Raw genomic sequence first — 23,323 nt, forward strand, 5'->3', positions numbered from 1 at the left:
GAATGACCCGAGTTACACTGCCTTACCTGTGGTTCTGGTGTTTTGCCGCCTGGGCCCTGGGGGGCATGCATTTTTTTATGCACAACCCCGGCGGCTCCGGCCTGTATCTGCCCTTCAACATGACCGGCTGGATCCTGGTGTCACTGATGATCGGCCTGGGGTTGTGGCAGCTGACTCTTAACCGGGCCGTGGTATACAGTCGCTTTCACCTGGGGTGCTGGCTGGCCTTTGCCCTGCTGATGGTACCCCTGCTCTACCCCGGCGCAGAATTTGCGGATCGGGCCCTGCCCCGGCTGGCCGGACTGGCTGGTGGCCTGCTGTTCTGGTTTGCCCTGCTGCAGTGCCGCTTTGACGAGCACGGCCGCTGGCGTCTGCTCTACCTGCTGCTGGCGGCGGTCAGCCTTGAAGCCTTGCTGGGGCTGGTGCAGTACTACCTGCTGGAGCCCGGCAATCCCATTGGTTACAACACCAAAACCAACCGGCCCTACGGTATTTTTCAGCAGCCCAATGTGATGGCCAGTTTTATGGCCACCGGACTGATGCTGGCCTGGTATTTGTGGCTGGAAGACAAACGCCCTGTACCCGTTATTCGCCGGGTCTGGCTGGGAGCCGTGCTGGTGGCCACACCGCTGTTGCTGGTGGTGCTGCAATCCCGGGTGGGGCAGCTGGGCGGCCTGGTGGGCGTGCTGTTGTTGCTGCCGCTGAGCTGGCAGCACAGCCGGCGTCATACCTTTGTCTTGCTTGGACTGGTGACGCTGGGCATGACGCTGGCGCTGGTATCCATGGCGTGGGTGGAAGGCGTGCAGCGGGGCGCTGAAGTCTATAACGATGCGGGTATGCGCAAATACTACTGGCAGCAAAGCCTGGCGCTTATCGGCCAGCATCCCTGGACCGGCACCGGCTACGGCGACTTTGAACGGCAGTTTATGGAATTTTACGCCAGCCAGAGAGAGACCCAGGCCGGCCTGCCGCCCATGGAGCCCAATCTGGATCATCCCCATAACGAGCTGCTGTTCTGGGGGGTGGAAGGGGGCCTGCTGCCGGTATTGGCCATAGCAGGCATCGCGCTGGCCTTTGTGAGGCTGCTGTGCCGGGTCCCCTGGCGCCAGGCGCTGGCGCTGGCGGCGCTGGTGTGGCCCATCGCCCTGCACAGCCAGACCGAATATCCCTTCTATCATTCCCTGGCCCACTGGGTGACGCTGCTGGTGCTGCTGTACTGGATCGATCAGCGACTGCAATCCCCCCGGGAAGCGGCCTATGGCCACCGGCTGCTGGCCCGCTTTACCGCCCTGCTGATCCCGGCACTGGTGGTGCCCTTTATGGCCACCGGTTTGCAGACGGCAAAGGTGATCACCCAGTATGAACGAAGTGGCGGCAAGGATCCGGCCCTGCTGCTGGAGGCCAGCAACCCCATGGCCTGGCTGACCCGGCTGGAATTCAACTCCATGTCGCTGCAGCTGGCCATCGCTACGGCGCAGCAGGACAGCGACGCGTTGCAGACCTATCTGGACTGGGGCCGGGAGTTCGTGCGCCATACTCCCCGCATCAGTATCTACCACAATATGGTGCTGGCACTGCAGCAGCTGGACCGGCCCGAAGAAGCGCAACGTTTACTGCAACAGGCCCGCACCTACTATCCCGGTGCGGAACAACTGAGCGAAGATACCATGAGCCAGGCCATGCTCTCGGTCGACAGCAGGCGCTCGGCCGGTGCTCAGCCGGGCGCCTGAACAAAGCGCACCCGGAACAGCCGGGGCCACCATTTGCCGGTGAGGTAAAACTCACCGGTGTTCTCATTGTGAGCAATGCCGTTAAGTACCGCTTCCCGGTGCCGGACCCGGCCACTCAGCGGCAACAGCGGCGAGGCGTCGATGACCCCGTCCACTTCTCCGCTGTGTTTGTTGATACGCAATATATGCGCTTCTTTCCAGACATTGGCGTAGATATGTTCACCCACACAGGCCAGATCGTTTAGTCTGCCCTGAGGATAACCGCCGAGGTGAACTTCCAGCCGCTGTTGCAAGGCGAAGTCTTTCGGGCTGCGCTGCTGCAGGGCCGTGCTGCCATCACTCATCCACAGACTGTCACCGTCAAAACACAGGCCCCAGCCTTCCCCCTGATAGGAAAACGCCCTGCTCAGTTGCAACTCCGGCAACCGCCATACCAGCGCCACACCTTCCCGCCAGGTCAGCTGTACCAGCCGCTTCCCCACCCTCGCCAGCCCTTCGCCAAACAGGCTGTCTGACAATGTGATCATACGTTCCGGCGCAGCGGTGTCGTGACCGAGCCGGCGCAGACTGGACTGGCCATAAAGACCGGTACTCTCGAACAGCCGGCCATCGTGCCACTCCAGACCCTGAGTAAAGGCGTTAATGTCATGGGGCAAGGCCTCCAGCACCTGTACCGTCATCCGCTCTACCGCCAGAGCCTGGGCACTCAGCCAGAGCAACCCCCACAAGCACCCGCTTTTCAGATTCACTTTACCTCACCCCTGCCCGAGTCCAGCAACCACTGACTCAGCGCCAGCACCAGCCGGTCGGCAGCCCGGCCCATCGCCATCACCACGGTATCGGCATTCAGGTTTTCAACAGGCTCACGCTGCTCAAAGCGCCGGCTGGCCACCAGATGACGGTCACTGGTGCGCAACAGCTGGGCATCAAAGCGGATCACCGCCTGCTGCCGGCCTGCACCAAGGTCCACTTCAAAGGCCCGCAGGGTGCCGCTCAGCTCCCACTCAGCCGCAATCCCTTCCTCTTCACGGCTCAGGCCACCCTGGTGCCCGTTCTGCCACAGGGCGTCCAGCAGCCAGTCCTGCCACAGCACCGGCAACGGCGCAGCCCAGCGAACACCGCCATAGGCCTGATAGGACTGTTGCCCGGTCAACACCAGCAAGCGGTTGCCGTTCAGCACACCGGTCGCCTGAGGGCGGGCCAGACGCAGCCCGTTGAGCAGAACCTCATTGTCACCGCCTGCCAGGGTCGCCGGGGGCAGGCGATAGAGGCTAACCGGCTCGGCCGGCGGCAGTACCGAGCAGCCCGCCCCCCCCAGTAACCACATCAACACCAACAGACCTCTGTTCACGGCTTGAATTCCTCCATCGCATCACGCTCCAGCAAGGTGCCGGCGGGATCCTGCTCCAGTTGCCGGGCAATATCACCCAGGGATCTCAGGGTACGGCGCAACTCCCGCAGCGCCGGCTCCAGACCGGCCAGCCCCTGAACGCCGGCCTCCAGTGCCGGCTGCTGTTGCACCAGCAGACGATCCAAGCGCCGGGTTAGCTGCCGCAGGCTGGCAGCGGTGGCGGCGGCATCGGCCAGCAGTGGCTCGCCATGCCTTGCCAGCTGCCGATCCAGCCGGACCAGCATGGCATCGAGCCGGGCGGCGGCCGTATTCAGTGACGCCACACCGTCACTCAGGTTTCCCTGCTGCTGAGCCAGCGCGGCAGTGACCGTATCGAGACTGGCCAGAATATGGCCCACATGAGCCGCATTTTGCGGGGTCAGTACACGGTTGGCATTGTCGAGCAGGGAATTCAGGCTCACCATCAGCTCCTCACTGCTGCCCCGCAGCCGGCTGAGCGGCGAGGGCTCGGCCCGAATCACCGGAATGTTATCGCTGCCGTCAGCCAGCAGCGCACTGCCGGGAGAACCGTGGCTGAGGGCAATATTGGCGGCCCCGGTAATGTTGGCCAGCGCCAGCCGGGCCTGAGTGTCGGCTTTGACCGGAGCATCGGCGGCAATGCGTACCCGAGCCCGTACCTGGCGAGGATCCTGCGGATTCAGGGTCAGGCTTTCCACCTCGCCCACCCGAATGCCGCTGTATTGCACCGCGCTGCCCACCGACAGTCCGGATACCGGCTCGCTGAACACAATATCGTAGCGGCGCAGCTCGCGGTCGTCGCCGGCCTTCGCCAGCCAGAGCGCAAAACCCAGGGCGGCGGCCGCCACCAGCAGGGTAAAGAAGCCAATCAGCACATGATGAGCCCGGGTTTCCATGTCTTACTCCTTGTTGCCTTGCGCAGCGTGCCGGGCCGCCCTGCCCCGCGGACCGTGAAAATAATCCCGAACCCAGGCATCGTCGGTAGCCGCCACTTCATCGAGTGTGCCCACTGCCTGTACCCGCTTTTGCCCCAGCACCGCCACTCTGTCACAGCAGGCATACAGGGTATCCAGATCGTGAGTGACCAGCACCACCGTCAGCCCAAGAGCCTTGCGCAGGGTCAGCAGCAGGCGATCAAAGGCCGATGCCGACACCGGATCCAGCCCGGCGGTGGGCTCGTCCAGAAACAGGATCTGCGGATCCAGCGCCAATGCCCGGGCCAGGGCTGCCCGTTTGACCATGCCACCGGAAAGGTTCGACGGGTAACGTTCACCCGCCACCGCCGGCAGCCCCGCCAGCGCCAGCTTGATCTCGGCCAGCTCAGCGGCCTGCGTTCCGTTCAGGCCGGCATGCTCCTTCAGCGGCAGGGCAATGTTTTCCAGCACCGTCAGGGAGGAAAACAGGGCCCCGCTCTGAAACAGCACCCCCATACGCCGCTCAAGCCGGCTGCGTTGTGCCGCCGGCAGGGTCAGCAGATCCTGCTGCCACAGCCGCACCTCGCCGGCATCAGGCCGGTGCAGGCCGATGATGGAGCGCAGCAGCACCGACTTGCCACTGCCGGATCCTCCCACCACCCCAAGAATCTCCCCCTCGAATACATCGAGATCCAGATCCTGATGCACCACCTGGGTACCAAAGCAATTAAGCAGGCCCCGCACTCGAATAATGGCCCCGCTCACCAGCCCATCTCCATCAGAAACAGGGCGGCAATGGCATCAAGCAGGATCACCACAAAGATCGACTGCACCACGCTGGAAGTGGTGTGCTCTCCCACCGACCGGGCGCTGCCCGAGACCTTGAAGCCTTCCAGACAGCCGATCAGTGCAATCAGCAGCGCAAACAGCGGCGCCTTGCCCAGCCCTATCAAGAGGTGGCGCACCGGTACCTCCTGCACAATGGCCAGATATTGCGCCGGCGATATGTCCAGCGACAGCAGGCCCACCACGGCCCCGCCCAGCAGGCCGCTGAGCATGGCGATAAAGGTCAGCAGCGGCAGGGTCAGCAACAGCGCCAGTACGCGGGGCAGTACCAGCAGGGCAATGGGATCCAGCCCCTGGGCGCGTAGGGCATCCAGCTCCTGATTGACTTTCATCGAGCCCAGCTGGGCGGTAAAGGCGCTGGCGGTGCGCCCGGCCAGCAGAATGGCGGTCAGCAGCACCCCGAATTCGCGTAGAAAGCTGTAGGCCACCAGATCCACCGTATAAATGGTGGCGCCGAAATTGGCCAGCACGGTAGCACCGAGAAAGGCCACCACAGCGCCCACCAGAAAGGTGAGCAGGGCCACAATGGGCACGGCATTCAGGCCACACTGGTGCATTTGCACCACCAGAGCGGTAATACGCCATTGCCGGGGATGAAACAACAGGCTCAGGCCGGTGCTCAGGGTCAGGCCGGTAAAGCCGAGCAGCATGCGGCCCTGCAGCCAGGCCGAGAGCACGTATTCACCCAGCCGGGCCAGGCCGTCACTCCAGTGTGCCTTGAGGCTGGAGGAAGATTCTCGTCCATTCATGCCTTCGGCCACCGCCAGCAACAACGCCAGCTGGCCGTCACCCAGTCCGGAGGCGTTATTCAGCAGCACCAGCAATTGCTCACCCAGGCGCTGCCACAGCAGGCCGGCACCGGCAGTGTCGAGCCGGTTGAGCTGACTGCCATCCAGCGAACGGATCTCTGGCACCATCAGGGACGCGATGCCGGCATGCAAGCGCGCGTAATGAGCCAGGGTCCAGTCGCCATAAAGAAGCAGCCGGCCTTCATGCAGACGCCAGCCAGGTTCATTATCACTCAATACAGGCCTCCTTCTTCGGTGAGCATGCGCACCAGCCGGCCCCGGGTCACCAGCCCACGCCCCCGGCGCACCGGCACCAAAAAGCCGGCTCCGGCCTCACCCTGCAGGGTACGCAGCGCCTGCAGCAGCGACATGTCCCGTTCCAGCAGCTGCAGGCGGCGGGCGGGCGTCAGCAAGGCTTCGAGTGCTTCCGGGGCCACTTCATCCTCAAGCTGGGCCGGTTTGAGCAGGTAATATTCCTTATCTCGTCTCACTATCAGCGCAGAGGCGTCGGTGCGCGGCAAGGCTCCCTCGCCATTCCACTCCACCAGACTCATATCAGCCAGCTCCGACAAATAACGCTGAGCCAGAGCTGTCTGCAATGGATGGGTCTGCAACTCCTGACCACGCACGCGCAGCTGAGTAATCACCAGTGAAGGCAGATGAAAACCGTGCTGACACAAGAGGTTGGCCCCCAGCACCACCACCATGGCCGGCAGCATGGCCTCGGCGCTGAGGGACAGTTCCAGCACGGTGGCAATGGCCGCCAGCGGCGCATGCAGCACGGCGCTCATCATGGCCGCCATGCCCAGCAGGGCATACAGGGCCGGATCGGACGTGCCGGGAATGAGCGCACCGGCCACACCACCGGCACACACCCCCAGCATCAGGGTCGGCGCAATCTGGCCACCGGGCACACCCAGACCAATGGCCGCTGCCGTGGCCAGCAGTTTGGCCCCCAGTATGCCCAGCAGCAGCAGCCAGGGCAGTTCCTCTCGCAGGGTCATGTTGATGGTGTCGTAACCGGAACCAAGGATCTGCGGCACCCCCAGCGCCAGCACGCCGGTAAGCGCCCCGGCCAGCAGCAGCCGCAGGGCACGGTCTCTGACCGGCAACCGCACAAATACCAGCACCAGCCGCTGAAACAGCGCCGCCAGCAGGCCTATGGCCAGGCCGGTCAGCAACAGGCCGGGAATGTCCTGATAGGACGCCAGCGACAGACTGACCGGTGCCAGCACCGCATGCTCACCCAGCAGGGCAGCGCTGAGGGCCGAAGCGGTAATGGCGGCGGCGATAATGGGGGCAAAGCCCAGCAGGCTGTACTCCATCAGCACCACTTCCATGGCGAACAGCACCCCCGCCAGGGGCGTGTTAAAGGCCGCCGAAATCGCCGCCGCCGTGCCGCAGCCCAGCAACAGCCGCAGCTGGCTGGGCGGTCGCCCGCTGAGCTGGCCAATCTGGCTGGCAATGCCCGCCCCCAGATGCACAGTGGGCCCTTCACGCCCCACACTGTGCCCCGAGCCCAGGGCGATCAGCGCCGCCACAAACTGAAAGCCGATGGTGGCTGCCGGTATCCTGCCCTGGCCAAACTGAAGCCGCTCCAGCACATAGGCCAGCCCCACCGACTGGCTCGCCGGCGGCGTCAGCCGGTAAAGCAGGATCAGCAGCAGACTGCCGGCCAGGGGCAATCCCAGCTGCCAGTACCAGGCCAGCGATTCAAAGTCTTCGAGGTTTTTTCCGTTCAATCCGCCCAGCATGGCGTTAAGCAAAAACAGAAAACTCGTCATCACCAGGCTGGCGGCAACGCCTGTCAGCACGCCCAGCAGCACCAGTGGCAGCAGGCTGCCGGGGCGGCGTGAAAACAGGCGCTGGAGCAGGTTGTCCGTCTGCTTCATAGACAGGCTCCGAACACATCAGTGATTTTTCATTATCCCCTTCAGCTGCGGTACAAACCACTTTTACAGCAAGTATTTATGTTATATTTCACAGACTTTTAGCGGGAGGTATTATGTACAAGCTGGTATTTTTTGTGCCCGAGACCCATGCCGAAACCGTAAAGCAAGCGGTGTTCTCCACCGGCGCCGGAAAAATCGGCGACTATGAGCAATGCTGCTTTGAAACTCAGGGCCGGGGACAATTCAGGCCGCTGGCCGGCGCCAGTCCCTTTATCGGTGACGCCGGCGTGCTGGAGCGGGTGGATGAACTGCGTATCGAGCTGGTGTGCGAGGATCACCTGATCCGTGAAGCCGTTGCTGCCCTGCGAGATGCCCACCCCTACGAAGAGCCTGCCTACGACGTCTGGCCTCTGGCCGGGATCTGAATCAGCGGGTCAAGTCCACTCTGGGCGGCTGCGGCACACAGCGAATACAGGCTGGCGGCAGGCAGGCCAGTATCTCCTGAGCCAGGCCATAATTCCGCCGCCGCCCTTTCAGCTCAAGCCAGGGGGAATAAAAGGAGTCTATCTCCAGCCGTTCCCGGCCGTGGCAGCATTCCACCCAAATCCAGTCATCTCCCTGACGGCCGTACTGCAAGTGATCAAAACGCCGCTGCAGCGCCGTCACTATGTGTTCAAAGCAGTGTGCATCCAGCTCGGCAAAAATCACATATTCTTTCTGATCCATTCCCTCGGCCACCATATACTAACCACCATAGCCCATTACCCCCGACCGCCCCATGCATTGTATTCAGCCCAGCCCCTGCGGCCCCCTGCGCCTTGAGGCAACCGACAACACCATCACCGGCCTGGGTTTTGCGCCCGATACCACGCCAGCCCTGGCGCCGGCCTCGCCCCTGCTGCGGGAGGCCTGCCGTCAGCTCGATGCCTATTTCGCAGGCAGACTGCACGGCTTCAGTCTCCCCCTGGCCCCACGGGGAACCCCCTTTCAGCTACAAGTATGGCAGGCCCTGCAACAGATTCCCTGGGGCGAACGATGCAATTATGGCGATATCGCCACCGCCATCGGCAATCCGAATGCGGTGCGTGCAGTGGGCGCCGCCAACGGCCGTAATCCCATCGCCATCATCATTCCCTGCCACCGGGTGATTGGTGCCGATGGCCGCCTGACCGGCTACGCCGGCGGGCTGGAGCGCAAGCGGTGGTTGCTGGCCCATGAGGCCTCTGGCCGACATTAACCCCGGCACCCTGTGCGAGATCTCTCAAGCTGAACGCAGACAATGCGTTCTCATACATGGGGCTTTATCGCTCAGCATGATTATTTTAGATTTAAAATCATAAACTTGCTGTTTTTTGTTCCATTCTGACACGCAGGACAGCTTAAAAACCCGCCTTGAGAGAGTATGGTCCCGGGTTATTATCTTTCCCGCTAGGACGCAGTAAGGCCGGTCAGGAAGGCAGGCCTGCCAGGAATGGCAAACGGACACCGCGGGGAAGGCGGCAAGGACACCTTCAGGACTGAAGATGTGAAGCGGATCAGGATGATGCGCGGTCAGGAACGACCAGGACACCCCGATGGATCGGGAAGAGGAACATTTCACGGAGTGAAATACAGTCAGGGATATGGCAGGGAGCCATGAGGTTCACGGAATCGAGCCGTCAGGACGACCGAAAAAGGGGCAACAGCAATGTTGCCCCTTTTTCGTATTGGCCTATTTCCGTTACAGCCGGACCACCAGACAGTCCATTCCCTGACGGGACAGGTGCTGACAGGCATTTTGGGCCTGTTGCTTTTCAAACCCAATCAGCCGCGCACGAAACAGCTTGCGATTGCTGATTTCCACCTCGGTTACCGCCGCTCTGGCCTGCGCCAGATTTCCCAGCCGGCGAGCGGCATCAGACGCTCTGCTCTGGGCCTGCTCCGGCATTCGGAATGAGCCAATCTGCACCGCCCAGCCCAGGCTGTCATCTGTCATGGTCTGTGCCGTGGGCAAGGTTCTGGCCACCGGCGACAGCCGGACCGGCGCTTGCGCCTGGGAGCTCTGTTTTATCGCCTGCCGAACAGCAAGCGTGCTGACTTCGGTGGGAGTCGCAGTGGCCGTCATGCCGGCAGAAGCCCGGGCAACCTGAGTTGCCCGGCCTATGCTGCGGTCAATCAGCGAGGCCATTTGCTGATCCCGGGACTGAGCGGTCTTGCCCCCCATCACCACCGCTACCACCCGGCGATCATCCCGCAGGGCCGAGGTGGCCACGTTAAAGCCCGAAGCGCGAATATAGCCGGTTTTCATGCCATCCACCCCCGGCAGGTTCTGCACCATGCGGTTATGGCTGTGATAGGTTCGCCCCTTGTAGGTAAATGACGGCGTGGAGAAATAATGATAGTAGGCCGGGTAGTCCTTCATCAGCCGTAACGACAGGGTGGCCAGATCCCGGGCGGTGGCAATCTGCTGACTGTCGGGCAGGCCGGAGGCGTTGCGAAAGGTAGTGTTGTACATTTTCAGCTCCCGGGCCTTGGCGGTCATGCGTCGGGCAAAGCCACTTTCGCTGCCGGCCAGGGCCTCGGCCACCACCACCGCCACATCGTTGGCGGAACGCACAATCAGTGCCGGTATGGCGTCCCGCACCCGCAAGGTGTCTCCCTTTTTCAACGAGATATTGGTCTGGGGCATGGAGGCGGCGTGGGCCGACACCGGCATGGCGGTATTCAGGTTCATGCGTCCCTGCTCCATGGCCTCAAACAGCAGATAGAGGGTCATCATCTTGGTCAGGGACGCCGGATACCGGCTGGCATCGGCATTGGCCGCATGGAGCACGGTGCCGTTTTCCGCATCGATCACAATGGCCGCATAACGTGGATTGGCCTGCGCCTGTCCGGCCAGCGTAACCAACAACAGCAACCCAAACAGGTGAGCAATGGCTTTCCCCGGGCGGAATACAGCAAACATGGGATCCTCCTCCCACTGTTGAACGAAAACCGGCAGAAGCTACGCCAAGGCGCGAAGCCTGTCCAGTCCCACCTTGACGCTCAGGCGACAGGACGACACGCGGAGGAGCCAAGCTGGCTGCGATAACATTAAATCCTTTTATATAATCAAGCATATATGCCTTGAGCCCGAGGCAGAACAAAAGGACAAAAATTTTTATGAAAAAGGCGCCGAAGGCGCCTTTTAATCAGTCACTCAGGTTGGGGGCCAGCCATTTTTCGGCCTCGTCGCGGGTCATGCCTTTACGCCCGGCGTAGTCCAGCAGCTGATCTTCCTGAATGCGAGCCACCGCAAAGTAGCGGGTATCCGGGTAGGAGAAATAAAAGCCCGACACCGCCGCCCCCGGCCACATGGCGTAGGATTCGGTCAGCTTCATGCCGATACGCTTTTCCACGTCCAGCCACTGCCACAGGGTGCCCTTTTCGGTGTGCTCGGGGCAGGCAGGGTAGCCCGGCGCCGGACGAATGCCCTGATATTTCTCGCGAATAAGGGATTCGTTGTCGAGGTCTTCGTCCGGAGCATAACCCCAGTATTCCCGGCGCACTTTCAGATGCATGTATTCGGCAAAGGCTTCGGCCAGGCGGTCGGCCACGGCGCTGGCCATAATGGCGTTGTAGTCGTCGTGGGCATCCTTGTAGCGCTTGACGATGTCGTCTTCGCCAATGCCGCCGGTCACCGCAAAGCCACCGATATAGTCCGGCTTGCTGCCTTTGGGGGCCACATAGTCGGCCAGACAGTAGTTGGGGAAACCATCCTTTTTCTCGGTCTGCTGACGCAGAAAACGCAGGGTGTGCAGCACTTGCGAGCGGCTTTCGTCGGCGTAAATTTCCACGTCGTCACCTACGCTGTTGGCCGGGAACAGGCCGATCACCCCGGCACAGCTCAGCTCACCCTCGGCTTCCAGCTTATCGAGCATGGCATTGGCATCATGGAACAGGCGCTTGGCTTCCTCGCCCACCACCTCGTCTTCCAGAATGCGCGGGTACTTGCCCGCCAGCGACCAGGTCAGGAAAAACGGCGTCCAGTCGATATATTCCCGCAGCACCGAGATGGGCACATCGTGAAACTCGTGAATACCGGGCTTGGCCGGCACCGGCGGCGTGTAGGCGTTCCAGTCGATATTTACCTTGTTGGCTCTGGCTTCGGCCAGGGTCACAGGCCTGGTGCGGGGCTTCTTGCGGGCATGCTGATCCCGCACCACCTCGTATTCCTTGTTGAGCCGCTCCACAAAGGCCGGCTTGTTGGTTTCGCTCAGCAGGCTCTGCACCACGCCCACGGCACGGGATGCGTTGGACACATAGACCACTGGCTCGTCGTAGTTCTGCTCGATCTTGACCGCGGTGTGCGCCTTGGAGGTGGTGGCGCCACCGATCAGCAGCGGGATCTTGAAGCCCTGACGCTGCATTTCCTTGGCCACATGCACCATTTCATCCAGCGACGGGGTGATCAGGCCTGACAGGCCAATCATGTCGGCGTTGGTTTCCCGGGCGGTCTTGAGAATGGTTTCGCAGGGCACCATCACGCCCAGATCCACCACCTCGAAGTTATTGCACTGAAGCACCACGCCGACGATGTTCTTGCCGATGTCGTGCACATCACCCTTGACCGTGGCCATGACGATCTTGCCATTGCTCTGGCCCACCGCCTTGGTCGCCTCAATGTAGGGGTTGAGGTAGGCCACCGCCCGCTTCATTACCCGGGCCGATTTCACCACTTGGGGCAGGAACATCTTGCCTTCTCCGAACAGATCGCCGACCACGTTCATGCCATCCATCAACGGGCCTTCGATCACATCCAGCGGACGCGCCGCCTGCTGCCGGGCTTCTTCGGTATCTTCCTCGATAAAATCGGTCAGCCCCTTGACCAGAGCGTGCCCAAGGCGCTTGTTCACCGGCCAGCTGCGCCATTCCAGATCCCGGGCATCGTTGGCCTGGCCACCGCTGTCGCGGTAGCGTTCGGCCAGCGCCAGCAGGGTTTCGGTGGCGTCGTCGTTCTGGTTGAGCACCACGGCTTCCACACTGGCCTTGAGCTCGGGATCGATGTCTTCATAGATGGCAAGCTGACCGGCGTTGACAATGCCCATGTCCATGCCGTTGCGAATGGCGTGATAGAGGAACACGGCGTGAATGGCTTCCCGCACCGGCTCGTTGCCCCGGAACGAGAAGGACACGTTGGACACGCCGCCGGAGATCATGGCGTGGGGCAGGTTGTCCTTGATGTCCTTGACCGCCTCGATAAAGTCGACGGCGTAGTTGTTATGCTCGTCGATGCCGGTGGCCACCGCAAAGATATTGGGGTCAAAGATAATGTCTTCCGGCGGAAAACCCACCTTGTCCACCAGCACCCGGTAGGCGCGCTCACAGATTTCGAACTTGCGCTCCCGAGTATCGGCCTGACCCACTTCGTCAAAGGCCATCACGATCACGGCGGCCCCGTAACGGCGCACCAGTCTGGCCTGCTCGATAAACTTGTCTTCCCCTTCCTTGAGGGAGATGGAGTTGACGATGCCCTTGCCCTGTATGCACTTGAGGCCGGCCTCGATCACTTCCCACTTGGAGGAGTCAATCATGATGGGCACCCGGGAGATATCGGGCTCACCGGCAATCAGGTTGAGGAAGCGGGTCATGCAGGCCTCGGCATCGAGCATGCCCTCATCCATATTGATGTCGATGATCTGGGCGCCGTTTTCCACCTGCTGCAGCGCCACTTCCAGCGCCTCGTCGTATTTTTCTTCCTTGATCAGCCGCTTGAACTTGGCCGAGCCGGTCACGTTGGTGCGCTCACCCACGTTGACGAACATGCTCTCGGCGGTGATCAGCACCGGCTCCAGGCCAGACAGCCGGCAGGCCACCGGCAGCTCGGGCAGTTTGCGCGGGGCAATGCCGTCCACCGCCTCGGCCATGGCGCGAATGTGCTCCGGGGTGGAGCCGCAGCACCCCCCCACCAGGTTGAGAAAGCCGCTTTCGGCCCACTCGCGAATATGGCCGGCCATTTCATCGGCTTCCAGATCGTACTCGCCAAAGGCGTTGGGCAGGCCGGCGTTGGGATGGGCGGACACATAGGTCTCGCTGATGCGCGACAGCTCGGCCACGTACTGGCGCAGCTCGTCCGGCCCCAGGGCGCAGTTCAGGCCAAAGGAGATGGGCTGGGCGTGGCGCAGGGAATGATAGAAGGCTTCCGTGGTCTGGCCGGTCAGGGTACGGCCCGAGGCGTCGGTAATGGTGCCGGAGATCATCACCGGCAGACGCACGCCGCGCTGGTCAAACACGCTCTCAATGGCAAACACCGCCGCCTTGGCGTTGAGGGTGTCGAAAATGGTTTCGATCATCAGCAGATCGGCGCCGCCGTCGATCAGCGCCCCGGTGGCCTCGGTGTAGGCTTCCACCAGCTGATCAAAGCTGACGTTGCGGTAACCGGGATCATTCACGTCCGGCGAGATGGAGGCGGTGCGGTTGGTCGGGCCCAGCACTCCGGCCACAAAACGCGGCTTGTGAGGCTCCTTTGCGGTCCATTCATCGGCCACCCGGCGGGCCAGACGGGCCGCTTCCAGGTTGATCTCCGCCGCCAGGCTTTCCATGGCATAGTCGGCCATGGCGATGGTGGTGGCGTTAAAGGTGTTGGTCTCGATGATGTCGGCGCCGGCGGCGAAATAATCGCTGTGGATTTGAGCGATAATCTCGGGCTGGGTCAGTACCAGCAGATCGTTGTTGCCCTTGAGATCACTGGCCCAGTCGGCAAAGCGTTCGCCCCGGTAGGCGGCCTCGTCCAGCCTGTATGACTGGATCATGGTGCCCATGCCCCCGTCGATGATCAAAATACGTTCGGCCAGGGCCTGTTCGAGCTGAGAAAACACGGGGGATCGGGACACTGCTAACTCCTGTTACAACCTGATTTCCTGTATGCGGCATTCATGCTACCACAATTTGTGCAATCGGAAATCCGGCCATCTGCATGGCCGATGACCAGCGTGAAAAACTAGGCGTAAAAATGCACGAATTTTCTGCATTTGCACTAGTGATGCCGAGGCTGATAGGGCAAAATATGCACCGCCGAATATATTCGGCTAACTCGGCTTGCAAATAATAAAATAACCTTTCGGAAGTGCCCTCTCATGAGCGTTTATTACACTCTGTGCTTTTTGGCGGCCATGGCAATCACCATTGCCTTCGTCAATCAGTACATCATGAAAATACAGACTACCATCGCCATCACCTCCGGCGCCCTCGCCATCTCCATTTTAATGTTGGTCCTCGGCAAAACCACCTGGCCGGAACTGCAGGAACATGCTGTAGAGGTGGTAAAAACCGTCGATTTCGGCTCTTTTCTGCTGCAGGGGATCCTTGGCTTTTTGCTGTTTGCCGGTGGCCTGGGTATTAATCTGCCAGCACTGAAAAGCCAGAAATGGGAAATCTCCGTGCTGGTAATAGTGGGTGTGCTGATCTCCACTCTGGTTGTGGCCGGTGGCCTCTGGTTACTCGGTTATGTGGCCGCCATTCCCATTCCCTTTATCTACTGTCTGCTGTTTGGCACCCTGATCTCTCCCACGGATCCCATCGCCGTGCTGGCCATCGTCAAAAAACTGGGGGCGCCGGAACAGATCGCCATTCAGGTCGAAGGGGAATCCCTGTTCAACGACGGCATCGGTCTGGTGGCCTTTCTTACCATCTTTGCGGTGGCTTTCAACGGTAACGAGGCCAGCTTCGGCTCGGTGATGGCCCTGTTCACTCATGAAGCCGTGGGCGGCATTATCTTTGGCGCCCTGCTGGGGCTGATGTGCCACATCATGATCAGCGCCACCGACGATGGCTCCATGGAGCTGCTGATGACCCTGTGCGTGCCCACCGCCGGCTTTGCCATGGCCAACATTCTGGGCGTATCCGGTGCCCTGGCCATGGTGGTGGCAGGCATTATCGTCGGCAACTGGACCCGCTACACCGGCTTTTCGGAGCAGAGCCAGAAGTACCTGGATCACTTCTGGCACCTGCTGGACGAATTCCTCAACGCCCTGCTGTTCCTGCTCATTGGCCTGGCCATGCTGCTGGTGGACTTTCACTGGCAAGCCTGGATCCTGATGGTGCTGTCGATTCCGCTGGTGCTCGCCGGCCGCTTCTTCAGCGTGGCCGTGCCTTATATCGGCTTTCGCCGGGTGCGCAGCTACAACAAGTATTCGGTGCGTATTCTGACCTGGGGCGGCCTGCGCGGCGGCCTGTCACTGGCCATGGCGCTGTCGATTCCGGCGGGCGTCAAGCTGGGCAGCGACGGCCAGGTGGAGCTGAGGGATCTGATTTTGATGATGACCTACGCCATCGTGCTGTTCTCGATTATCGTGCAGGGCATGACCATCACCCCGATGATCAACAAGGCCAAGGCGGCGGAAAAAGCCGGCTTTCCCATCGAATAACAAAAAGGGGCTTAAGCCCCTTTTTCATTATGTCGTCTGATGATCAGTGCAATTTCATCAGTCAAAGGGCACTACTTCGCCGACACGCCGTAAACACATCCATGTGGGCTCCGCTGCGCCATCCCTGGCGCAGAGGGCACGGCGAAGCAGACACCCTTTGCCTTCCTTTGTGCACTCAAAGCTGACGGAAAGCTAGCAAGCAACGCCGATGTTACCCGAAGCAGCAGTGGGGATTGCCGGAGCCGGCCATAAAATGCCATGGATGGCATTTTCGAGCGCCCCATGGATGGGCTTGAAGCGTGCCGGCGTAGCGCAACCGCGCTGATGCTTCGCCGAACAATAAATCAGTCTTCCCAGTCTTTGGTCAGGGTATCGCCGGCGGCACTCAGGGTCTTCAGATCGTACGGTGTCAGCTGGTAAACGTGGTAATTCAGCCAGTTGGAGAACAGCAGGTGACCATGGCTGCGCCAGGTGGCCCGGGGCGGATTGTCGGGATTGTTGTCAGGGTAATAGTTCACCGGCATGTTGGGCTCAATGCCCACGGAGAGATCCCGCATATATTCCTGATGCAGGGTATCGGGGTCGTACTCCGGGTGGCCGGTCACAAACACCTGCCGCCGGTCCGGACTGACTGCCAGATACATGCCCACCTGCTCGGAGCCGGCCAGCACCTTGAGGTTGGTTTTTTCCCGAATCAGCTCCAGCGGAAAGTCGGCGTAACGGGAATGGGGCGCCAGAAACACATCGTCAAAGCCGCGTACCAACGGCTCGAACTGGCCCATGTTCTGGTGTTCATAGACCCCTGACAGTTTTTCCAGCCGGGTGCGCTTATCCAGGCCATAGAGAATTTTCAGACCGGCCTGAGCCGCCCAGCACAGAAACAGGGTGGAAGTCACATGGCTCTTGGACCACTCCACTATCTGCTCGATCTTGTCCCAGTACACCACATCACAGAAGTCGGTCAGCCCCAGGGGCGCACCGGTAATAATCAGGCCGTCGTAGTACTGATCCTTGATCTGTTCGAAATCGAAATAAAAATGCTCCAGGTGAGACTGCGGCGTGTTCTTTGACGGCCGGTTGTCGATGCGCAGCAGATCCACACCAATCTGCAACGGCGAGTTCGACAGCATGCGCAACAGCTGGTTTTCGGTTTCGATTTTCTTGGGCATCAGGTTGAGCAACAGCACCCGCATCGGTCTGATATCCTGGTTGACCGCACGCGTCTCCGTCATCACGAAGATGTTTTCTCGGCTCAGGACGTTGGCCGCCGGCAGGCGATCCGGAATTCTGATGGGCATGTGCTCACTCCATGTACAGCATCGGTAGAAAAGTCTAGACATCTAGAAATCTACAATAAAGCACCGGCTCTTGTCATCTCTCTCATGGGTTGTGAGCAAAAGATACGTTAAAATTCGAACAACTTTTTTCAAGGATTTGCATATGGAACCCGTGATTGAACTGGTGAGCACCGGCGATGAAGTACTCACCGGCCTGATAACCGACACCAATGCCGGCTGGTTGTCGCAGCGACTGCTGGAGCAGGGCTGGCAGGTGCGCCGGCGCTTTACCCTGGGTGATGACAAGGCCGATCTGGTGGAATTATTTGAACAACGTAGCCACCATGCCGACATTGTTATTGTGAATGGCGGCCTGGGGCCGACCTCAGACGACATCAGCGCCGAAGCCATGGCCGAGGCCGCCGGCGTGCCGCTGGTGCTGAATGAGCACTGGCTTGGGGTAATGCAGGAAAAATACGCCAGCCGTGGCCGCACCATGCCGGAAAGCAATATCAAACAGGCCATGCTGCCCGAGAGCGCCGAGCTGGTGGACAACCCCGTTGGCACCGCCTGCGGCTTTGCGGTGCAATATAACCGGGCGCTGTTTTTCTTTACGCCGGGGGTGCCTTCAGAGCTGAAAAAAATGATGGACGAGGAAATTCTGCCCCGGCTGCGCACCCGACTGGGTCAGCAGGGACAGAGCCAGGTGAGACGCTACTTCACCTTTGGACTGTCGGAGTCAGGGCTTAGCGATCGGCTTGATGCCCTGAGCTGGCCGAAGGGCGTTACCCTGGGATACCGGGCCAACTCGCCGACCATAGAGCTGAAGCTGATTATCGACACCAGTGACAAGGACGCCATCACCCAGGCCGAAGCCCAGTTGCTGGAGCAGGTAGGCAGCCATGTGGTAGCCCGGGACGAGCTGAAATTCGAGGCGCTGTCGGCCCTGCTGCACAACCGGGATCTGGTCATTTTTGAAGACGCCAGCGGCGGTCGCCTGACCGATACTCTGCACACCCTGACCACGGAATTTGAAGGCCATTACCTGGCCGGCTTGCCCGATAGCGCCGAGGATCTGGCTCAGTGGCTGACGAGCTCGGGCCGGGCCACCACCCTGGCTATCGGCGCCGAAGGGCCGCAGGGCATACCACTGGCCCTGCTGACCGAGCAGGGCTGCCGGGCGCAAACCCTGAAAATGCACTTTCGCGATCCGCTGATGCGCCGCCGGCTGTTGGCCTTTGCCGCCTTTGACATGCTGCGCCGACAGCTGCAAGGGCTGCCGGTGATCGTCGACTATGACATTCTGCCCCGCAGCGAGCAGTTCAGCCTGCCACGGTAAGCATAAAGGGCGGCATGAGCCGCCATTTTGTTTTAACCCTGCAGCCGCCAGCGCCGCAGCAACTTTTCTGCCGGGGCCACCAGGGCTTCCGTCAGCCAGCGGGCCAGCGGCGTATGGAACAGCCAGGCGGCAGTGATCAGTGCCAGGGGAATGGAGCCGCAGAGAAAATCGGTAAACCAGTGGGCCCCCGACATCACTCGAGGCATGGCCAGTGCCAGCACCAGCGGCACCACGGCAAAGAGATAGCGACGCGGAAAACGATAGATGGCAAACACCAGAAAGGTGGCAAAACCAATGCCGTGATCGCTGGGGAAAGAACTGCCCGAGGCATCCTTGGCCTTGATATCCGGTACCAGCTGGCTGACCCGCTCCGCCTGCTCAAACACCAGGGTCGGGCTGGGCCGCTCCACCGGCAGCGCCTTGCCCACCGCCGCCTGCAGGGAAAAACAGCCGGCCATGATGATCAGCAGGCAGCAAATGCGCGCCCGCTCCCGTCCGGATGCCAGCCAGGCATGACGAAACACAAACAGTGCCATCAGCAAGGCTACGGCACCGTCAATCCAGCGTTGATTGACAAAAGCGACCAGCTCGGCAAAACCGGGCACCGTCACCAGACGCTGGTTAAACCACCAGAACACGCCCTCATCCAAGGGTTGCCAGTAACCCTGCCACCAGGAAAAAAACAGTGCACCAGCCAGAAGCTGTAATCCAGCCCAGCCTTTAATATCCCATCGCATCCTGAAACCCGTCTTGCAAAAAGAAAGGCTTTATACCAGAAAGCCCTTTGAAAGTCCGTGTAATGGCAAACCCTGTTCAATAAAAAAGAGTGCCGCAGCACTCTCTTGGTCAACGGTTTCCGATTCAGCGTAACTGGACCGATAACTTCCTCTGGCGTGATTTCAACGCTTCAAGATCAAGGCCTTCTATGGCACCGTCAGTCACCCGCCAGCGACCGGCCACCATGACCCGATCGGCCCGCTGGGCACCGCAAAGCACCAGGGCGGCCAGCGGATCGCCGGCCCCGGCAAACTGAATGTCATCGATCCGGAACAGGGCCAAGTCCGCCTGTTTGCCCACCGCAAGCTCGCCAATGTCATCACGGCCCAGACAGGCGGCCGAGCCTTTTGTGGCCCACTCGAGCACCTTTTGATGGGTAATTTTTCTGGCACCGTAACGCAACCGCTGCAGCAACAGCGCCTGGCGCACTTCCAGTATCATGTTGGAACCGTCGTTGGACGCCGAGCCGTCCACGCCAATGCCCACCGGGCAACCGGCCGCTTCCAGATCCAGCGTCGGACACATGCCCGAGGCCAACAGCATGTTTGAAGACGGACAGTGGGAGATGCCCACGCCGGCCTTGCCCAGGCGGCCGATCTCTTCCTCGTTGAAGTGAATACCGTGAGCCAGCCAGGTACGGCTATTGAGCCAGCCCACCGACTCCAGATAATCCACCGGCCGCATACCAAACATGCGCTGGCAGAACGCGGTTTCATCGTGGGTTTCCGCCAGATGCGTATGCAGCTGCACATCATGTTGCTCCGCCAGCTCGGCGGAGGCCTTCATCAGTTCACCGCTGACCGAAAACGGCGAGCAGGGAGCCAGGGCTACCCGCACCATGGCCCCGCCGGCATGATCGTGATAGCGACTTATCAGGCGTTCACTGTCGGCCAGTATGGTGTCTTCGGTCTGCACCGTGGACTGGGGCGGCAGCCCCCCCTGATCCTCGCCCAGGCTCATGGAACCCCGGGTCAGGTGTACCCGCACACCCAGCTTGTGCGCCTGCTCCACCTGAATATCAATCGCCTGCTCCAACCCTTGCGGAAACAGATAGTGATGATCATTGGCGGTAGTACAGCCCGACAGCAGCAGCTCGGCCAGGGCAATTTGTGTGGATACTTCTACCATTTCCGGCTGCAGCTTTGCCCATACCGGGTAAAGCGACGTCAGCCAGGAAAACAGCTCCTTGTTCAGTGCCACCGGATGGGCCCGGGTCAGGGTCTGATAGAAGTGATGATGGGCATTGATCAGGCCAGGTAGCAGCACATGCTCGCCGGCATCAAAGGTTTCGTCAATTTGACTGCCGGGCGTTTGCCCCTTGGCGACCAGTTCGACAATGGTATTACCCCTGATAACCACGCCTCCGGCACAGGCCGGATCCAGAGTGGCAAGGGGAGATTTAATCCAGAGTGTGTTGTTGGGGTTTTGCATCAGACTTTCAGCTCCATTTTTTGGGAAAGTTGGCATCCCCCGGATGTGAAAACCCCTGACGCACAATCCGGGAAGGTACGTCAGGGGATTGAGACAAATAAGGCCTCAATACAATAGTGAGTATTAACCAACCTCACCTAATTTTTTTTTACCGTCGTCAGTCTGGTCGGTAGAAGCGGCATTTTCTTCCTCTTCTGCAGGGCCTTCGGGCAGGATCAGGCTCAGCAGAATGGCGGTGATGGCACCCATGGCAACCGGAGACTTCAGAATGTTTTCAACGGTACCCGGCAGAGCCTGCAGCACTTGAGGTACGGTAGAGACACCGATACCCATGCCCACAGAGATGGCGATAATCATCATATTACGACGATCCAGATTGGCCTGAGACAGCACTCGAATACCTGCCACTGCCACGGTACCGAACATGATCAGGGTAGCGCCGCCCAGCACCGGCTTGGGCATGGTTTGCAGCACGCCACCGATGATGGGGAACAGACCCATGAGGAACAGAATGGCTGCGATGTAGATGCCCACAAAACGGCTGGCCACACCGGTCAGAGCGATAACGCCGTTATTCTGACTAAAGGTGGTGGACGGCATGCTGTTGAAGGTGGCCGCAATCATGGAGTTGATACCATCACCCAGTACACCACCACGAATGCGGTTGATGTAGATGGGGCCTTTCACCGGCTCGCGAGAGATGGTGGAGTTGGCGGTCAGATCACCTGTGGTTTCCATGGCGCTCACGCAGAACAGAATGGCCAGCGGAATAAAGGCAGCCAGGTCAAACTGGAAACCGAACTTGAACGGTACCGGAATGGAAACGAGGGGCAGACTGGCTACATGAGAGAAGTCCAGACGACCCATAAAGAAGGCAGCCAGCATACCCAGTGTCAGACCGATAACCACAGCAGCCAGGCGGATCATGGGATTTTTGGAACGGTTCAGCAGGATCACGCTCACCAGCACGATACCAGCCAGCAGCAGGTTGTCGAGCGAGCCGAACGCATCGGTTTTAAGGGCGCCAAAGCCGCCACCAATATCGGTCATGGCTACCTTGATCAGCGGAATACCGATAAGAATGATGATGGTACCGGTGACCACGGGAGTGATGATCTTCTGCAGTTTGTGTACAAAGCGGCTCAGGAAAATTTCGATAAAGGCAGCACAGAAGCTGACACCAAAGATGGTGGCCAGAATGTCTTCCGGCGTACCACCACGGCTTTTCACAATAAAGCCGGCAGAAAGCACCGCTGTCAGAAAGGCGAAACTGGTGCCCTGCAGGCACAGCATACCTGCGCCAACGGGACCGATACGACGACACTGAATAAAGGTACCCACACCAGATACCATCAGCGCCATACTGATCAGATAGGGGACATGTTCACCCAGTCCGAGCGCTCCCCCCACGATCAGGGTGGGAGTGATCACGCCAACAAGGCTCGCCAGAACGTGTTGCAATGCAGCAAACACGGACGGCACGAAGCCGGGTTTGTCGTGTAGTGAATAAAGCAAATCGTGATTTTTGCCTTGAGTGGCTTTTGCATTCTGGGTCATAACAGATCCCTTTGTTAATCGTTGCCAATGAGCGGGGCACCTGAGTGGCCGCCATTTTATTATTGGCCAACATCCTGTCGAGACGGTGGCACTGCCCTCCATTCTCCACTTCAAGGCCATTGCCAAGTGCGGAGCTGCATAGATAATACCGCAAAAAAAACACAGGTGTTATACCGTTGTGAAAATTTTGTACACAAAAATGACATCAATGTGATCTTGAACCAATTTGTAAATAACACAAAATAATGTTTCTGAAGCCAGTAACCACCACCAGACTGTATACACCTTGAGTTACCAGAGTCTCATTCCCGGAGTCACGTAACAACGCAACCGCCTGGCATCACGGCATGGACACAGTATAGATCCGAACGGGAACAGGTGAGGCCTGAGGTTGCTTTCCTCTCCACACTAAAAAGCCCTTCACCGGTGGTGAAGGGCTTTTCTGGCATGAGTATAAGTTCCTGACGTGGGCTGAGTAACCCCGCTCCGCTCGGTTTACCTTTGTCATGTGAAAGGTGCTGGCCGCAGAAACGAAAAAAGCCCGACACGTTCGTGTCGGGCTTTTCGGTATTGGGTGCCTGGCAGTGACCTACTTTCACATGGCAGCTGCCACACTATCATCGGCGCGGTTGCGTTTCACTGCTGAGTTCGGCATGGGATCAGGTGGTTCCACAACGCTATGGCCGCCAGGCATAAAATCGTAATTCGGAAAAAACTTGGTGATGAATTTTGTTGATGCTCTTGAGCCTGCAAGGTCTCACACTTCTTGGGTGTTGTATGGTTAAGCCGCACGGGTCATTAGTACAGGTTAGCTGCACGCCTCACAGCGCTTCCACACCCTGCCTATCAACGTCCTGGTCTCGGACGGCCCTTTAGAGGCATCAAGTACCTAGGGATGACTCATCTCGAGGCTCGCTTCCCGCTTAGATGCTTTCAGCGGTTATCGATTCCGAACTTAGCTACCGGGCAGTGCCACTGGCGTGACAACCCGAACACCAGAGGTTCGTCCACTCCGGTCC

18 protein-coding genes and 2 rRNA genes are annotated in these 23,323 nt (G+C 59.8%); 5 read left to right on the plus strand and 15 right to left on the minus strand.

Translation table 11 applies throughout. The features are described 5' to 3' along the window. Positions 1-2 precede the first annotated feature (2 nt). On the plus strand, positions 3-1,730 hold the full coding sequence (locus DA373_RS03485; protein WP_107850961.1) for a PglL family O-oligosaccharyltransferase: 1,728 nt from the start codon (positions 3-5) through the stop codon (positions 1,728-1,730). On the opposite strand, the gene DA373_RS03490 is transcribed toward DA373_RS03485, so the two are convergent. The 6 genes from DA373_RS03490 to DA373_RS03515 are packed head-to-tail and all read right to left on the minus strand — an operon-like array spanning position 1,715 to position 7,539. Further along, positions 1,715-2,479, minus strand: a complete 765-nt coding sequence (locus DA373_RS03490; RefSeq protein WP_232821178.1) for a glutaminyl-peptide cyclotransferase — start codon at positions 2,477-2,479, stop codon at positions 1,715-1,717. The genes DA373_RS03485 and DA373_RS03490 overlap by 16 nt on opposite strands. Further along, entirely contained in the window at positions 2,476-3,081 is a 606-nt protein-coding gene (locus DA373_RS03495) for an ABC-type transport auxiliary lipoprotein family protein (RefSeq protein ID WP_107850962.1), read from the minus strand. The genes DA373_RS03490 and DA373_RS03495 overlap by 4 nt, the downstream gene beginning before the upstream one ends. Then, complete coding sequence (locus tag DA373_RS03500) at positions 3,078-3,995, minus strand: MlaD family protein (protein ID WP_107850963.1); 918 nt, start codon at positions 3,993-3,995, stop codon at positions 3,078-3,080. The genes DA373_RS03495 and DA373_RS03500 overlap by 4 nt, the downstream gene beginning before the upstream one ends. 3 nt (positions 3,996-3,998) lie before the next feature. Next, positions 3,999-4,778, minus strand: a complete 780-nt coding sequence (locus tag DA373_RS03505; protein ID WP_107850964.1) for an ABC transporter ATP-binding protein — start codon at positions 4,776-4,778, stop codon at positions 3,999-4,001. Beyond that, the gene (locus tag DA373_RS03510) at positions 4,775-5,884 is read right to left on the minus strand and encodes an MlaE family ABC transporter permease (RefSeq protein WP_107850965.1); all 1,110 of its coding nucleotides are present in this window, start codon (positions 5,882-5,884) and stop codon (positions 4,775-4,777) included. Before DA373_RS03510 ends, DA373_RS03505 begins: the two co-directional genes overlap by 4 nt. Continuing rightward, on the minus strand, positions 5,881-7,539 hold the full coding sequence (locus tag DA373_RS03515) for a chloride channel protein (protein WP_107850966.1): 1,659 nt from the start codon (positions 7,537-7,539) through the stop codon (positions 5,881-5,883). Before DA373_RS03515 ends, DA373_RS03510 begins: the two co-directional genes overlap by 4 nt. 113 nt (positions 7,540-7,652) lie before the next feature. On the opposite strand from DA373_RS03515, the gene DA373_RS03520 reads away from it, so the two are divergent. Then, a complete protein-coding gene (locus DA373_RS03520) occupies positions 7,653-7,964 on the plus strand; it encodes a Nif3-like dinuclear metal center hexameric protein (RefSeq protein ID WP_107850967.1) in 312 nt (103 codons plus the stop codon). Position 7,965: 1 nt separating this feature from the next. Here the strand turns inward: DA373_RS03520 and DA373_RS03525 are convergent, their stop codons facing one another. Next, positions 7,966-8,265 carry a hypothetical protein gene (locus DA373_RS03525; protein WP_107850986.1) on the minus strand — a complete coding sequence of 100 codons (300 nt, stop codon included), beginning with the start codon at positions 8,263-8,265 and terminating at the stop codon, positions 7,966-7,968. A gap of 52 nt (positions 8,266-8,317) precedes the next feature. Here DA373_RS03525 and DA373_RS03530 point away from each other — a divergent pair, with 52 nt between their 5' ends. Beyond that, positions 8,318-8,776 (plus strand): methylated-DNA--[protein]-cysteine S-methyltransferase, encoded by a 459-nt coding sequence (locus tag DA373_RS03530; protein ID WP_107850968.1) that lies wholly within the window; start codon positions 8,318-8,320, stop codon positions 8,774-8,776. A gap of 483 nt (positions 8,777-9,259) precedes the next feature. Here the strand turns inward: DA373_RS03530 and DA373_RS03535 are convergent, their stop codons facing one another. Continuing rightward, positions 9,260-10,483, minus strand: coding sequence for a D-alanyl-D-alanine carboxypeptidase (locus DA373_RS03535; protein WP_107850969.1), 1,224 nt, complete (start codon positions 10,481-10,483; stop codon positions 9,260-9,262). 226 nt (positions 10,484-10,709) lie between these two features. Beyond that, positions 10,710-14,390, minus strand: coding sequence for a methionine synthase (metH, locus tag DA373_RS03540; protein WP_107850970.1), 3,681 nt, complete (start codon positions 14,388-14,390; stop codon positions 10,710-10,712). A gap of 243 nt (positions 14,391-14,633) precedes the next feature. On the opposite strand from metH, the gene DA373_RS03545 reads away from it, so the two are divergent. Then, positions 14,634-15,923, plus strand: coding sequence for a cation:proton antiporter (locus DA373_RS03545; RefSeq protein WP_107850971.1), 1,290 nt, complete (start codon positions 14,634-14,636; stop codon positions 15,921-15,923). A gap of 344 nt (positions 15,924-16,267) precedes the next feature. On the opposite strand, the gene metA is transcribed toward DA373_RS03545, so the two are convergent. After that, on the minus strand, positions 16,268-17,221 hold the full coding sequence (metA, locus tag DA373_RS03550) for a homoserine O-acetyltransferase MetA (RefSeq protein ID WP_107850972.1): 954 nt from the start codon (positions 17,219-17,221) through the stop codon (positions 16,268-16,270). A 142-nt stretch (positions 17,222-17,363) separates the two neighbouring features. Here metA and DA373_RS03555 point away from each other — a divergent pair, with 142 nt between their 5' ends. Then, positions 17,364-18,539 carry a CinA family nicotinamide mononucleotide deamidase-related protein gene (locus DA373_RS03555; RefSeq protein WP_107850973.1) on the plus strand — a complete coding sequence of 392 codons (1,176 nt, stop codon included), beginning with the start codon at positions 17,364-17,366 and terminating at the stop codon, positions 18,537-18,539. 32 nt (positions 18,540-18,571) lie between these two features. On the opposite strand, the gene DA373_RS03560 is transcribed toward DA373_RS03555, so the two are convergent. The 5 genes from DA373_RS03560 to DA373_RS03580 form a co-directional block, all read right to left on the minus strand. Further along, positions 18,572-19,276: a phosphatase PAP2 family protein gene (locus DA373_RS03560; protein WP_107850974.1), complete on the minus strand. Its 705-nt coding sequence runs from the start codon at positions 19,274-19,276 to the stop codon at positions 18,572-18,574. 124 nt (positions 19,277-19,400) lie between these two features. Continuing rightward, complete coding sequence (locus DA373_RS03565; protein ID WP_107850975.1) at positions 19,401-20,747, minus strand: 8-oxoguanine deaminase; 1,347 nt, start codon at positions 20,745-20,747, stop codon at positions 19,401-19,403. A gap of 123 nt (positions 20,748-20,870) precedes the next feature. Beyond that, positions 20,871-22,304, minus strand: a complete 1,434-nt coding sequence (locus DA373_RS03570) for a uracil-xanthine permease family protein (RefSeq protein WP_107850976.1) — start codon at positions 22,302-22,304, stop codon at positions 20,871-20,873. 576 nt (positions 22,305-22,880) lie between these two features. Next, positions 22,881-22,995, minus strand: a 5S ribosomal RNA gene (rrf, locus tag DA373_RS03575). 86 nt (positions 22,996-23,081) lie between these two features. Then, positions 23,082-23,323: ribosomal RNA gene (locus DA373_RS03580) — 23S ribosomal RNA — on the minus strand; the annotation flags it as partial.

Origin of the sequence: Oceanimonas marisflavi (genome assembly GCF_003049725.1) — a bacterium.
Taxonomy (GTDB): Bacteria; Pseudomonadota; Gammaproteobacteria; order Enterobacterales; family Aeromonadaceae; genus Oceanimonas; species Oceanimonas marisflavi.

What these genes read in the sequence shown, in the direction of transcription:
- DA373_RS03515 (WP_107850966.1), bottom strand. Translation starts at nt 7,539, where the DNA reads ATGAAGCAGACGGACAACCTGCTCCAGCGCCTGTTTTCACGCCGCCCC.
- DA373_RS03530 (WP_107850968.1), top strand. Translation starts at nt 8,318, where the DNA reads ATGCATTGTATTCAGCCCAGCCCCTGCGGCCCCCTGCGCCTTGAGGCA.
- DA373_RS03485 (WP_107850961.1), top strand. Translation starts at nt 3, where the DNA reads ATGACCCGAGTTACACTGCCTTACCTGTGGTTCTGGTGTTTTGCCGCC.
- DA373_RS03565 (WP_107850975.1), bottom strand. Translation starts at nt 20,747, where the DNA reads ATGCAAAACCCCAACAACACACTCTGGATTAAATCTCCCCTTGCCACT.
- DA373_RS03545 (WP_107850971.1), top strand. Translation starts at nt 14,634, where the DNA reads ATGAGCGTTTATTACACTCTGTGCTTTTTGGCGGCCATGGCAATCACC.
- DA373_RS03555 (WP_107850973.1), top strand. Translation starts at nt 17,364, where the DNA reads ATGGAACCCGTGATTGAACTGGTGAGCACCGGCGATGAAGTACTCACC.
- DA373_RS03560 (WP_107850974.1), bottom strand. Translation starts at nt 19,276, where the DNA reads ATGCGATGGGATATTAAAGGCTGGGCTGGATTACAGCTTCTGGCTGGT.
- DA373_RS03500 (WP_107850963.1), bottom strand. Translation starts at nt 3,995, where the DNA reads ATGGAAACCCGGGCTCATCATGTGCTGATTGGCTTCTTTACCCTGCTG.
- metA (WP_107850972.1), bottom strand. Translation starts at nt 17,221, where the DNA reads ATGCCCATCAGAATTCCGGATCGCCTGCCGGCGGCCAACGTCCTGAGC.
- DA373_RS03570 (WP_107850976.1), bottom strand. Translation starts at nt 22,304, where the DNA reads ATGACCCAGAATGCAAAAGCCACTCAAGGCAAAAATCACGATTTGCTT.
- DA373_RS03520 (WP_107850967.1), top strand. Translation starts at nt 7,653, where the DNA reads ATGTACAAGCTGGTATTTTTTGTGCCCGAGACCCATGCCGAAACCGTA.
- DA373_RS03525 (WP_107850986.1), bottom strand. Translation starts at nt 8,265, where the DNA reads ATGGATCAGAAAGAATATGTGATTTTTGCCGAGCTGGATGCACACTGC.
- DA373_RS03535 (WP_107850969.1), bottom strand. Translation starts at nt 10,483, where the DNA reads ATGTTTGCTGTATTCCGCCCGGGGAAAGCCATTGCTCACCTGTTTGGG.